The organism is Rhodococcus sp. I2R (genome assembly GCF_020889545.1).
Lineage (GTDB): Bacteria > Actinomycetota > Actinomycetes > Mycobacteriales > Mycobacteriaceae > Rhodococcoides.
Genome location: NZ_JAHUTG010000014.1, coordinates 97,182 through 109,348, shown reverse-complemented (window position 1 = coordinate 109,348; position 12,167 = coordinate 97,182). Strand labels below are relative to the sequence as shown.

Annotated in this window: 10 protein-coding genes and 1 riboswitch; of the genes, 3 read left to right on the top strand and 7 right to left on the bottom strand. The window is 66.1% G+C overall.

Annotated features, from left to right (window positions below; genetic code table 11):
• Positions 1-10 precede the first annotated feature (10 nt).
• Positions 11-580 (top strand): carboxymuconolactone decarboxylase family protein, encoded by a 570-nt coding sequence (locus KVY23_RS16155; protein WP_230557422.1) that lies wholly within the window; start codon positions 11-13, stop codon positions 578-580.
• Here the strand turns inward: KVY23_RS16155 and KVY23_RS16150 are convergent.
• Positions 540-1,478, bottom strand: coding sequence for a sigma-70 family RNA polymerase sigma factor (locus tag KVY23_RS16150; RefSeq protein ID WP_230557421.1), 939 nt, complete (start codon positions 1,476-1,478; stop codon positions 540-542). The genes KVY23_RS16155 and KVY23_RS16150 overlap by 41 nt on opposite strands.
• 51 nt (positions 1,479-1,529) lie before the next feature.
• Between KVY23_RS16150 and KVY23_RS16145 the strand changes: the two genes are divergently transcribed.
• The gene (locus KVY23_RS16145) at positions 1,530-2,516 is read left to right on the top strand and encodes an LLM class F420-dependent oxidoreductase (protein ID WP_230557420.1); all 987 of its coding nucleotides are present in this window, start codon (positions 1,530-1,532) and stop codon (positions 2,514-2,516) included.
• A 1-nt stretch (position 2,517) separates the two neighbouring features.
• Here KVY23_RS16145 and KVY23_RS16140 read toward each other — a convergent pair whose 3' ends face one another.
• From KVY23_RS16140 to KVY23_RS16130, 3 genes are all read right to left on the bottom strand, one after another.
• On the bottom strand, positions 2,518-3,186 hold the full coding sequence (locus KVY23_RS16140) for a DUF3239 domain-containing protein (RefSeq protein WP_230557419.1): 669 nt from the start codon (positions 3,184-3,186) through the stop codon (positions 2,518-2,520).
• 44 nt (positions 3,187-3,230) lie between these two features.
• On the bottom strand, positions 3,231-4,886 hold the full coding sequence (locus KVY23_RS16135) for a DNA repair helicase XPB (protein WP_075841067.1): 1,656 nt from the start codon (positions 4,884-4,886) through the stop codon (positions 3,231-3,233).
• Positions 4,887-5,022: 136 nt separating this feature from the next.
• The gene (locus KVY23_RS16130; RefSeq protein ID WP_230557418.1) at positions 5,023-7,290 is read right to left on the bottom strand and encodes a helicase-associated domain-containing protein; all 2,268 of its coding nucleotides are present in this window, start codon (positions 7,288-7,290) and stop codon (positions 5,023-5,025) included.
• A gap of 61 nt (positions 7,291-7,351) precedes the next feature.
• On the opposite strand from KVY23_RS16130, the gene KVY23_RS16125 reads away from it, so the two are divergent.
• Entirely contained in the window at positions 7,352-7,540 is a 189-nt protein-coding gene (locus KVY23_RS16125; protein ID WP_206510939.1) for a hypothetical protein, read from the top strand.
• 67 nt (positions 7,541-7,607) lie between these two features.
• On the opposite strand, the gene KVY23_RS16120 is transcribed toward KVY23_RS16125, so the two are convergent.
• The 3 genes from KVY23_RS16120 to KVY23_RS16110 form a co-directional block, all read right to left on the bottom strand.
• Positions 7,608-8,222, bottom strand: coding sequence for a transglycosylase family protein (locus KVY23_RS16120; RefSeq protein WP_230557417.1), 615 nt, complete (start codon positions 8,220-8,222; stop codon positions 7,608-7,610).
• A 7-nt stretch (positions 8,223-8,229) separates the two neighbouring features.
• Positions 8,230-8,451: riboswitch (cyclic di-AMP (ydaO/yuaA leader) on the bottom strand.
• A 286-nt stretch (positions 8,452-8,737) separates the two neighbouring features.
• Complete coding sequence (locus KVY23_RS16115) at positions 8,738-10,156, bottom strand: GTPase (RefSeq protein ID WP_230557416.1); 1,419 nt, start codon at positions 10,154-10,156, stop codon at positions 8,738-8,740.
• The gene (locus KVY23_RS16110; RefSeq protein ID WP_230557415.1) at positions 10,153-11,979 is read right to left on the bottom strand and encodes a dynamin family protein; all 1,827 of its coding nucleotides are present in this window, start codon (positions 11,977-11,979) and stop codon (positions 10,153-10,155) included. Before KVY23_RS16110 ends, KVY23_RS16115 begins: the two co-directional genes overlap by 4 nt.
• Positions 11,980-12,167: the final 188 nt, after the last annotated feature.

Here is a 12,167-nt window from a genome sequence, read left to right as displayed (position 1 = left end):
GGAGAACACCATGTCGCGTATACCTTCAGTCGCCCCGCAGGATGCATCGTTCCTGGTTCGGATGGCGTATCGGGCCGCTGCCAGGAGGCTCGGAGCGGTGCCGGAACCGTTTGCGGTGACGGCCCACCATTCCCGATTGTTCTTCGTTTCGCTCACTCACGAACTGGCGGTGGAGAAGGCGTCGACCTCGCTGCCCGCGAGCGTGCGTGAACTTGCCGTGTATCGAGTTGCGTGGGTGCTGGGCTGCCAGTGGTGCGTCGATTTCGGGACGATGCTGCAGCGCCTGGACGGACTCGATGTCGATCGTCTGCGGGAGATTGGCAGCTACGAGACCTCGCCCCGATACAGCGAGGACGAGCGTGCGGCCATCGCTTACGCGGACGCGATGACTGCCACTCCGGTGGAGGTGACGGATGCGCAGGTTGTCGATCTGGAGCGCAGGTTCGGCCGTGCAGGTGTTGTGGAGTTGAGCTATCAGATCGGACTGGAGAACATGCGAGCCCGAGTCAATTCTGCTCTCGGCGTTGCCGAACAGGGGTTCAGCTCGGGGGAGTCGTGCCGGGTGCCGTGGGAGCGGTGAGTGCCGAATCGACGCCGTGGAGCTTTTCAGGGTTCGCGAAGTCGTAGAATGCCCAGACCACGCCGTCGCGGACGGTGAAGCCGCCCGCGCGGGCCGGGAAGCCGGTCTCGCCGCCCAGCCCGGCCGTGAAATAGCCGAGTTGTCCGTTGACCGATGCCAGTCGCATCGAGGTGAGTGTCTGCGGCCCGTATTTCGAGATCAGGCCGAGGTAGAAGCGCGCGCACTTGTCGGGGCCGAGCACGATCCGGCGGGCGGTGCGCGTCGTACCGCCGCTGTCGCCGATCAAGCGGCAGTCCGGGTGCAGGGCATCGACGACGCGATCGAGGTCGCCGCTTGCCATGGCCGCCATGAGCCTGGTGACGGCATTGTCGTGCTCGGTGTCCGGGACAGGGTCCGGGGCATCACCGAACTGGCGGCGTGCACGAGAGGCGAGTTGCCGGGCGGATGCGGGTGTCACACCGAGAATGGACGCGATGTCGCCGAACGGGACGGAGAATCCGTCGTGCAGCACGAAGGCGACGCGTTGGGGCGGCGTCAGGGTGTCGAGGACGACCATCGCGGCCAAGCGCGCATCCTCGCTGCGGACGACGGAGTCCAGGGGATCGGGCGCAGCGCCGCTCCCTGCGTTCCACGCTCCCACCACGGGTTCCGGAAGCCATTGCCCAACATAGCTTTCGCGTCGAACCGCGGCCGACTTCAGTCGGTCGAGACAGATGCGTCCTACCACCGTGGTGAGCCAGCCGCGCAGGTCGTCGATGGATTCGTGATCGGTGCCGCGCAGCCGCAGCCAGCTCTCCTGTACCGCGTCCTCGGCGTCGGCGACGCTCCCGGTGATGCGGTAACCCACGGACAGCAGGTGATTTCGGTGTGAGTCGAATCGTTCGGCGAGCGCGCTCATGATGGGTGAAAGTGTAGGCCCGGTGTCGGTCACCGTCGGTAGTGTTGTCCTATGCGATTCGGACTCTTCATTCCTCAAGGTTGGCGGCTCGATCTGGTCGGTATCGACCCAGCTGCGCAGTGGAACGTCATGCGAGATCTCGCGACGGCTGCCGACGCGGGGCCGTGGGAATCGGTGTGGGTTTACGACCATTTCCACACTGTCCCCGAGCCCACCGAGGAAGCGACCCACGAGGCGTGGACGCTGATGTCGGCGTTCGCGGCGTCGACGTCGCGCATCCGTCTCGGTCAGATGTGTACGGCGATGGGTTACCGCAATCCGGCGTATCTGGCGAAGGTGGCTGCCACCATCGATCTCATCTCGGGCGGACGCGTGGAGATGGGGATAGGTGCAGGCTGGTACGAGCACGAGTGGCGGGCGTATGGGTACGGGTTCCCCTCGGGTGGGGAGCGCCTCGGTGCGCTCTCCGAGGGAGTGCAGATTTTCAAGCAGGCCTGGGAGACGGGGTCGGCGACGCTCGACGGCAAGTACTTTTCGGTGGACGGCGCACGCGTTTGGCCCAAGCCGCTGCAGGAGGGCGGTATCCCCATCTGGATCGCCGGCGGCGGCGAGAAGGTGACGCTGAAGATCGCGGCCCGGTACGCCGACTACACCAATTTCGACGGCACCCTCGACGGCTTCACTCGCAAGTCGGATCTGCTGAAAGGTCACTGCGAGAGCGTCGGCCGCGATTTCGAGACCATCGTGCGCTCGGCCAACTACAACGTTGCCATCGGCACCTCGGAGGCCGAGGTGGCGGATCGATTGAAGCAACTCGAGGATCGTCTGTCCGGGTATGTCGGCGCCGAGAAGGCAGCGGGAGCGCTCGATGCCTTCCGCGGCCTGCCCGGGGTGGGAACGCCCGAGCAGATCATCGACAACCTGACGAAACTGAAGAACGAAGGCCTCGGCTACGGCATCTTCTACTTCCCCGAAGCGGCCTACGATCGGTCGGGTATCGAACTGTTCGAGCGTGAGGTCATTCCGGCGCTCTCGTGAGCTACCGCAAATCCTCGGGAATGTCCTGCGGGTCGACCAGAAGTTGCTGATTCTCTGTGCCGCGCACCTTCTCGGACATCCCGATGTTGGCTACGAGCAGCGCCCACTCGGCTTCGGTGATCGCTTCGGTGGCGCGCTCTATCACCGTGGTGTCGGCTGTGCCCCACGCGATCGGCATGGGGGAGACCATCTGCCAGGTCTTGCCCGCATGGTTGCGAGTGCGGTCGGCGAGCACCGATACCGAGGGAACCAACTCGCCCTCGACCAACTCGTGGCCCGGCAGTGCACGAACACTGCGCGTCACGAGCGCGTAGTGACGGGACCCAGCGTCGGGCTTCGCGATGTCGACCAAGGCCAGCAGCGTCACGCCCCGGGCCTTTTTCTCTGCGATGATCGCGGGAACCAGGGGGCTGTCCGCGTACAACTGTTCGACTGTCCCGACCTTGCGCGGCGCCCACACCGTCACCCACAGCGAAGCCGCGGCCGCGACGAGGAGAACCGCACCCAGAACGAGCGACCACGTATGGGCCAACCAGAGCAGCCACACACCCGCTGCCGCCAGAATCACGGCGGTCACGATCGCCGAAACGCGGAGCCGCCGCACCTCGGCGATCGTCTCGTTCACGGACTTGGCGTGGGCTACATCGACAGGAAACTGGAATCGGCGCACAAGCTCATTACTAGCACGAGCGGCCCGAGCACGGCCTGCCGCGCTCAGATTGCGGGACCGAGCAGGTCGTCTGCATCGGTGATCCGGTAGGCGTACCCCTGCTCGGCGAGGAAACGCTGGCGGTGCGCGGCGTATTCGGCGTCGAGGGTGTCCCGTGAGACGACGGAATAGAAGTGCGCTTGTCCGCCGTCCTGCTTCGGACGCAGCAGCCGTCCCAGCCGCTGCGCTTCCTCCTGGCGAGAGCCGAAGGTCCCCGACACCTGCACCGCCACCGAAGCCTCGGGAAGGTCGATGGAGAAGTTGGCCACCTTGCTCACCACCAGCGTCGCAATCTCGCCTCGGCGGAACGCGTCGAACAGCACCTCGCGCTCCTTGTTCTTGGTGGACCCCTGGATGACGGGGGCGTTCAAGGCTTCACCGAGCTCGTTCAATTGATCGAGGTACGCACCGATGACCAAGGTCGGTGCGCCTACGTGCTTGTCGAGGATGGACTTCACGACGGCGACCTTGGTGTGCGCCGTCGAGCAGAGCTTGTAGCGCTCCTCGGGTTCGGAGATGGCGTACGCCATCCGTTCGGCATCGGTGAGAGTGACCCGAACCTCGATGCACTCGGCGGGCGCGATCCAGCCCTGCGCCTCGATGTCCTTCCACGGTGCGTCGTAGCGCTTGGGTCCGATGAGAGAGAAGACGTCCCCCTCCCGGCCGTCCTCGCGCACCAGCGTGGCGGTGAGCCCGAGCCTGCGGCGTGACTGCAGATCCGCCGTCATCCGGAACACCGGAGCGGGAAGCAGGTGGACCTCGTCGTAGATCACCAGGCCCCAGTCGCGCGAGTCGAAGAGTTCGAGGTGCTTGTATTCGCCCTTGGTCCGACGCGTGATCACCTGGTACGTGGCGATTGTCACAGGTCGGATCTCTTTGCGTTCGCCCGAATACTCGCCGATCTCCTCCTCGGTGAGCGAGGTCCGCGCGATCAGCTCGCGCTTCCATTGCCGACCGGCGACGGTGTTGGTGACCAGGATGAGGGTCGTTGCCTTGGCCTTGGCCATGGCAGCGGCGCCGACCATCGTCTTGCCCGCGCCGCAGGGAAGCACCACGACGCCGGAGCCGCCGGCCCAGAAAGAATCGGCCGCCATCTCCTGGTAGTCGCGGAGGTGCCAGTTGCCGCCTTCGGTGTCCAGCTCGATCGGGTGTGCTTCGCCGTCGACGTAGCCGGCGAGGTCCTCGGCGGGCCAGCCGATCTTGAGCAGCATCTGCTTGAGGTGCCCGCGCTCGCTCGCATGCACGATGACTGTGTCCTCGTCGACCATCGCGCCGAGCATGGGTGCGATCTTCTTGTGCCGCATGACCTCGGTGAGCACTGCTCGATCGAGGCTGATGAGGGCGAGGCCGTGGATCGGACTCTTCACCAACTGAAGCCTGCCGTAGCGGGCCATGGTGTCAACGATGTCCACCAACAACGGCTGCGGTACCGCATATCGCGAGTAGTTCACCAGCGCGTCGACGACCTGTTCCGCGTCATGTCCGGCAGCTCGAGCGTTCCACAGCGCCAGCGGCGTGATCCGGTACGTGTGGACGTGCTCTGGTGCTCGTTCGAGCTCCGCGAACGGGGCGATAGCACCACGCGCTTCACCCGCCAGGGGGTGATCGATCTCGAGCAACAGCGTCTTGTCGGACTGGACGATCAACGGTCCGTCGGTCACTGGTTCCTCCTACAGAACTTCCCGTCACGGACGAAAGTGCGCAACTTCTCCATTGTCCACACCTGGCGCCTCCGGCGCATGTGCGTGGAAATACGGGACCCGCTATGTACTTCCACGCACGTGCGGCGGAGCCGCGTCAGACGAGTGCCACCGACGTGATGCGGTGCAGTGTGAATCTGCGGATCTCGCCGGTGGCGGGATCGAAGGCGTCGAGCTGGCCGCCGCCTATTCCGACGGGGTCGACGACGCGTTGCGACGCCGTGCCCTGCGCATCGACGTACCCGATGGTGACACTGCGCTTGACCTTGACAGCTGTCTGCAGCAGCGCCAACGTCGCGGTGCCGGTCGCTCGTGTTCCGTCCGAGCGGACCTGCTGCCCGCTGGTCTTCGAGGCGCGGTCGCCGGCCCGAAGTTCGGTGACCAGACGCCCGAGCTGATCGTCGGTGGGGACGGCGGGGTTCCGGAAGTTCGCCCGGGTGCGCCGGAGCGGGACGCGGGCGCCGCGGCTACGCAAATCGACGATGGCGCCGTTGGCGTCCTCGCCCGCCGGGGCGAATCCCGCGGTACCGAGCACGTTCATGACCTCCACCAGCGAGGCCTGCGAGATGGCGACGGTCGGCGCGAGCGCACGCAGTCCCAGCTGCTCGGCTGCGGCCGAGGTGAGCACCTCGGCGAGCAGGGCCGGGTCCTCGCAGCGCACGAACGAGGAGGCGACCCCCGCTCGGAGCCGTCCGTGTCGCCGTGCGACGTCGTCGATGAGATAGCTCAGCCCCTGCGGCACTGGCGTGCGTGAATGCACCGAGAACAGCGAGTGCAGTTCGGCGGCGCTCATCCCGACGTCGAGCGCGCGGCGGAGGCTGTGCTCGGTGATGCGGTACATCGACGCTGCCCCCGCCGATTCGACGTCGGCAACGAGTTGAATCCGATCGTGCAGGTCGGGTTCGAGAGGACCGGGCGCCACGAGCGTCAGATCGGCCTGCAACAGGATGTGGTCGACGGGGGTGGGCAGGGCCTGGCGCATTGCGGCCTCGGCATCCCCGCCGTGCAACAGCGCGCGGCCGGGGCTCGACAGTGCCCCGCGGGCCACGATTCCGAGCGTCGTCGCCTCGTCGAGCATTCGCTGAACGGGGCGCGGCGAGAACCGAGCAGCCGCGCGTGGCCTCTGCCATGCGAGACCTCGGGAGACCTCTGTCGGCGTCGTCGCGGTTCCCGGTCCCAGCCCGGCGAGGTAGTCGAGGATCGCGCGCCGGTCGCGCGGTGCGGCCGGTGATCGAACCTCCTCCGACAGGGCAGCGACGGGCTTGTCGTTGGGGTCACGCATGCCAATGAGCCAAGGCGCGCGCTGCAGGTCGAGCCAGCTCGACGCGATCGCGTGCCAGCGGGCCGAGGGGGTGGCCACGACCCACCCTTCGACCGCGGAGGTCGGTGCCCAGTAGTCCTCACCCGAGTCGTTCGACGGGAGAGGATCCGGCGTTCCACTCGAGATCAACGAGGCTGCTGCCAGCAGTTCGACGAGCAGACTGACCTGCTTCTCGTCGAGCCCGGTCACCTTGGTGATGCGCTTGAGTTCTCGGATCCCGAGTCCACCGGCTTTGAGAGCGGGCGCGGGCGCAACCGACAGGCAGTCGATGACGGCCGCACAGTGCCGAACCAGTTCCAGTGTCTCGCCGGCCGCGGCTGCGTTGACATCGGACAGCGGGTGCTTGCTCGTCTGCGGTTTGGGTGCCTTCAGAGAGGTTGGATCCGACATCGGTTCCCCGCGCAGAGCCTGCCCCACCTGATGGGGAAGTTCGACGGTTTGCTCGTCGAGCCAGGTCAGCAATCCTGCGTGCAGCAGCTTCTGGACGGGCTTGTCCGCCGAGGTTCCCGGTGCCGCGTCTCTGGTTCGACCCACCGGTGACGACCGGGCGAGGGTGTCCAGTAGTCCGCGTTCCTTGTCGTCGAGGGTCGCGAGCGCCGCTGTGACGTCGTCCGGTGCCAGCTGGTCGGCGGAGTCGAGGATGCGGCCGATACGCCACGGGACGGCGTCGCGGGCTGCCGGGGTCATCCGAAGCGTGCGCTGGCCCCAGACGAGCGCGCGGTCGCGGAGCGCGGTCAGTGCCGCGTCCACGGCCTTGACGCTCGCGCGGCCCGATACGCCCGAGTCGAGCTGCGCACGTGTCACCGGAATCTCGTGTGCGCCCTCGATCGAGAGCAGCTCGAGAATGGTCAGGGCAAGCGTGTCGAGGGAGTCGGCACTGCGAAGGATCGACGCGCGTTGTTCGGCTCGGCCGGCCAGTACCTCGATGGTCGAGGGAGGCGGGACGGTCAGGTCTGGTCGCAGCGTGAGCAGGCCCACGAGTTCTGTGTCGGTACGGGACGTAAGCCACGTGGCGAGGTCCGGTGGCGCTGCTGTTTCGGTCATCGCACATCAGATTAGTGACCTGGACTGGTGTACGACGCAGCGCAGGTGTCAAAATGGGCGCATGGTGAACAAGTCGAAGAAGCCCTATGTCGATCCAGGCTGGCCGGAAACCGCGCGCGGTGATCATGCGGTGTCCGAACTGGCGTCCTCACGGGCGGGAGGTTTGTCGCCCTACGGCGAGGAGATCGAGTTCCCGCTTCCGCTGGACCAACTGCCCTACGCACACCCTGTGACCGTCATCAACCGCTGACGGCTGGCCCCGGACAACGAGAAAGGCCCCCGAGCAATCGGGGGCCTTTCTCGTACCTGGGTGAACTCTACTGAGGCAGGAATGCCTTGTTCGCCTGGTAGAAGTCGATGATCTGCGGGTCGAGTTGGATGCCCTCGGTCGCATTCTGGACCAGGGTGACGATCTCCTGGTTGTTGGTGATGGTCTGCACGGCGCTGGTGATGCCGTCGACGACCTCGGCGGTGCCGTCGACCGTCGGAATGCTGGTGAGGTCGGGAAGCTGCGGTGCTTCCGGAGCGGACTGCGGCGAAGGCGTCACGCTGCGCTCGGTGGGCGCGCTGCTCAGGCCGAGGCTCGAGGAGCAGGAGGGCCATGCGCCCCAGCCCTGCGAGGCGAGTACCTTCTCAGCGACTGCGATCTGCTCTTCACGGGAGGCCTGGTTGGCGGTGGCCGCGTACTGCTGGCCGCCGTGCGAGTTCCAGGTGCTCGGGGCGAACTGAAGGCCGCCCTGGTATCCGTTGCCCGTGTTGATTGCCCAGTTGCCGCCTGCTTCGCACTGTGCGAGACGGTCCCAATCGGAATCGGGGGCTGCAGTCGCGGTGCCGGTGAAGGCGATGCCCGCGGTGCTCATGATCGCGCCGGTGACGGCGACCTTGGCCACGGTGCGACCGGTGGTGGTCGGCTTGCGATGACGTCCGCTCATACGATTGAAATCCTCTCCACAGGCGCCTGCGAGGTCAGCTGTCGGGTTCGGGCTGAGAGGTAGCCCGGCTCAACCATCCCGGTGGGGATTGTTGAGCTTCACCCCAAGAAAGTCCTGCCGGAGCAGGTCTTTCGGTTATCCGAGAGGACGTGTGGGTCCCCCGTCCTCGTCCCCTGGGTGTTCGTTGGGGGGCCGTTTCCCGCGGGACGAGGTTTGGCGCTGCGGGAGCCGGTGTGACCGAAGTTTCTCAGCCGCTGATGACCGTAATGGACAGGGCCTCCAATGTCACCATTCGATAACTGTTGTGTTGTGGAGGGCGTTCGCAGTCGGTATCGGACCGTGTTTTCGGTTACGGACGAACCTGCAGGCAGTGGCGCTGGAGCTTCACCGACGCCCGCCTGTTGCTCATCCGTTACCCACTTGTTATGTGACAAACGTCACATCGGTCCGAGTGGGGCTGAAGTGACGAAAGTGACTGCGTGTCTCCTGGTCCGTGAAGCACGCGAAGGAGATAGTCAGCGGCTCAGGTTTCCGTACGTGTGGATCAGGGCGACGAGCGCGGCATCTTCGGCAGCGGTGAGTGTGACGAGGGCTTGGGCGTGCGCCCAGGCGAGCTTGTCCTGCGCGGCTGCCCGGACGTGGTCGGGCCCGGCGGTGGGGGAAAGACCCAGCTTCATCGCTGGCGAGGAGTGCTCGACGAGTCGACGTAGTTCGTGGGTGACCGGGGACGCCGGATCGGCGCCGAGCATCGCTTCGAGGTGTCCGAACAGCACGACGGTGTGTAGAGCCGGGTCCGACCGCAGGCGATCGACGATGTCGCGAATGCGCTCGCGTTCGGGGCGACTGTAGGCGAGGCGGTCGAGTTCGCCGAGGATGCGGTGGGCGCGTTTGACCGCCGCGAACACGCCCAGATGAGAGGCCAGGAGATTCTGCAGTCTCGGCACACCGGAATGCGTGACGAGCCAGTCGTTGAGCGCTGCAGCGCCCTGTGCGGCGACGCTGCGGCCGTGGATCGTGCCGTATTCGCCCATCAGGTCGACCAACCTGCCACGCACGTGCGGAGGGACGAGCGCGTCGTCGTCGGAGTCGAGCAGGTCGATCAGATCGAACGGGTCGATCCCGTGCATGGCGTGCAGGGCGCGGGCGTCGGCTTCGGTGAGAGCTCCCGTGTGCGAGGTCTCTGCGAGCAGACCTGCGATCGGAACGACGGTCATCACGGTATCGGCGAGCTGGGCCGACAGCCGCGTCGCGTGCTCGCCCGCATGTGCGAGCGGATCGCGGGCTCCGAGGGCACCTTCACCGAAGCCGTCTGCGCGCGAGAGCACTCCCAGGGTGGTCAACGGGGTGAATCCGAGTTGGCGGAGGAAGTCGATCTCGTCCGCCCGGGGAGCCCCGTCGAACAAGAACACTGCGGCGTCGGCATCGACGGACGCGGTGCGGGTCTGGTCGTATCCGTCGATGAGGACCCGCCGGGTTCGAGCTTCGTTCTCGGCTGTCAACGTCGCCAGACCCGGGGTGTCGACGAGGGTGTAGTCGCGGATTGCGGCGGAGGGCAACCATCGGTGCAGGTAGGCGATGTCGTGCGGCGCGATATCGAGGCCGTGGATCCGGCCCCGTTCGGTGGGTACCGGTGCCCGGGTGCCGTCGAGGAGCACTGCCTCGATGCGGGCTGGTGCACCCTCTTGGTACACCGAGACGACACTGGTGGCTTCGAGCGCGGCGGTGTCGGCGATCTTCGCACCGATCAGGGCGTTCACCAACGTCGATTTTCCGGCTTTGAGTCGGCCGACGATGACGATCCGCGGCGGCGACCACAGGATGGCGCCGATGCGGTTGGCGTGGCCGGCCAAATCCGGGCCGAGTGCCGCGAGGGCATGCAGGGCGCGATCGAGTCCTGCACGGACCGGATCGAGCGGCATTCCGGACGCAGTCATCGCCCCGCTCCAGTGAGTTCGGCAATGAGGGCTTCGGCGCGGGCGATGTTGCCCTTCACCACTTTCAGATTGTTCTCCAGGCGGTCACGTTTCTTTTCCCGCGCGGCAGTATCCGACCGCGCACTCTCCTCGGCGTCCTTGATCTGCGTCTGCAACTGTGCGATCGAGGTCTTGAGATGCTCGCGATAGCGAATCACGATCTCCGGTCGGGCCAAGGCGATGGTCGATTCGAACGTCCGGGCTGTCGCTGTCTTGGTCGCCGCAGTCGTTTCCCGCATCCAGGCAAGCAAATTCGTCTTACCGGCACGCATGGCCCGAAACCCCAGGTTGAATCCCACCCACGCGATCCCCACCACGGCTCCGACGCCCACGACAGTGGAGAGTCCGACGATGCCGCCGAGCATCGACGATCCCATCACTCCCATGGTCAGCATCGACGGATCGAGCAGGCCATGACGTTTGCCGGCGACGGAGTGCGTGTCGAGCGTGCGGCCGGACAGGGTGGCTACGACCTGCTCGTAGATCTCCTCCCACACCACATCGGAATCGAATCGCGGTTTCACGATGGTGGTGTAGAGCTGCTCGAGGAACACCGTCATCGACTCGGCCATCGCCGACTGGAAGTCCCTCTCCATTTCGGCGGTGAAGTGCTGCGGATTCTTCCGCAGCACCTCCATCCCGTTCTTGTTGATCCTGCTCGTCCACTTCTCGCGGATGCCGTCCAGGCGTCGATCGAGTTCATCGGTGGCGTTCTGCCGGATCAGCGTCAGATCGCGTTGGAGATACTGCTCCCACTGCTGGGAGTGATCTTTGAGCTCTTTCAGTTCGTCGAGCTGCGCGGTCAGATCTGGGACCACCCGAGCGGCATCGTTGATCGCCGCGATCTGAACGGCGAGGTCGTCGGCGAGGCTGCTCAGTCCACCTACCGCGGTCCGTAGCCCGCTGGCTGCCGGAAGCTGACCGGCGACAGCAAGTTTCGTCTCTATCAACGCGCGGAGCGCCGTGATCCCGGAACGATGCTCAGCGGCGTCGCGGGAAGCGCCTGGTGGCATCTCGGCGGCGGCGACGGCCCGTAGGCTCGAGACCCCGAGCACCGGAATTTCGCGACCCAGATGTTCCCGCAGCAGGGCAGTGTTCTGCTCGACGATCGGCCTCCACCGACGCACGTTCTTGTCGGTCTTGGTCACCACCACGATCAGCGCCTCGACGCCAGCGCCGGCGCCGGAGATGAACTCCATCTCCGGTGCGGTGAGCGGGGTGGAGGCGTCGCAGACGATCACCACCACGCATGCTCGCGCTGCGCTGTCGGCTGCGAGAGCCGCATACGAGGGATCGAGGCCGCCGACACCGGGAGTGTCGATGACCGTCGTAGTCCCCATCCGGTTACCGGGCACGGCGACGACTGCACGGGTCGGCAGCTCCACCGCTCGGGCATCGCGGACGCGTGCGCCTTCGCAGGAGACCCAGTCCTCCAGGTCGGCGTGGGTGATCGCCTCGGTGCGGTCGGGATAGATCAACTCCGTGCCCCCGCCCGGTGCACCTGCGTCGGTGTCGGTGAACGACAAGGTCGTCGAGGTGGTCACGTCGACACCGACGGGGGAGGCGTCCCGGACCCCGACGAGAGCATTGACGAGGTAACTCTTGCCGCGCTTGACTTCTCCGACCACCACAACAGTGCGGGCAAGGTCCTGCGCGGCGCGGCGAGCGGCGAGGTCGGCGACCGCGTCGAACTGGAACGGGCGCAGAATCTTGGTGGTGATCGTCTCGAGCAATGCCGCGGCGCGATCTGTGGCCGGGGCAGGAGGCGCTGCTACATCACTCACGTTCGCTGCCCCTCCGCTTCGTTCGCCCTCGATTGTCGACCCCCGTGCGCATGATCTGCGCGGGTGTCGACTCTAACCCTGGCCACCGTCGCAGTGCGGAACGGTGCCCGGTCGGCACCGTCGTGGATCGGTCGCGAGGAATTGGTGCTCTCGGTGCGGGAACCTTGTGCGGTGCCGGATGCATCCAA

Coding starts and splice junctions, on each gene's coding strand:
- KVY23_RS16115 (WP_230557416.1), bottom strand. CDS start 10,156: ATGACTGCGTCCGGAATGCCGCTCGATCCGGTCCGTGCAGGACTCGAT.
- KVY23_RS16155 (WP_230557422.1), top strand. CDS start 11: ATGTCGCGTATACCTTCAGTCGCCCCGCAGGATGCATCGTTCCTGGTT.
- KVY23_RS16145 (WP_230557420.1), top strand. CDS start 1,530: ATGCGATTCGGACTCTTCATTCCTCAAGGTTGGCGGCTCGATCTGGTC.
- KVY23_RS16120 (WP_230557417.1), bottom strand. CDS start 8,222: ATGAGCGGACGTCATCGCAAGCCGACCACCACCGGTCGCACCGTGGCC.
- KVY23_RS16130 (WP_230557418.1), bottom strand. CDS start 7,290: ATGACCGAAACAGCAGCGCCACCGGACCTCGCCACGTGGCTTACGTCC.
- KVY23_RS16150 (WP_230557421.1), bottom strand. CDS start 1,478: ATGAGCGCGCTCGCCGAACGATTCGACTCACACCGAAATCACCTGCTG.
- KVY23_RS16125 (WP_206510939.1), top strand. CDS start 7,352: ATGGTGAACAAGTCGAAGAAGCCCTATGTCGATCCAGGCTGGCCGGAA.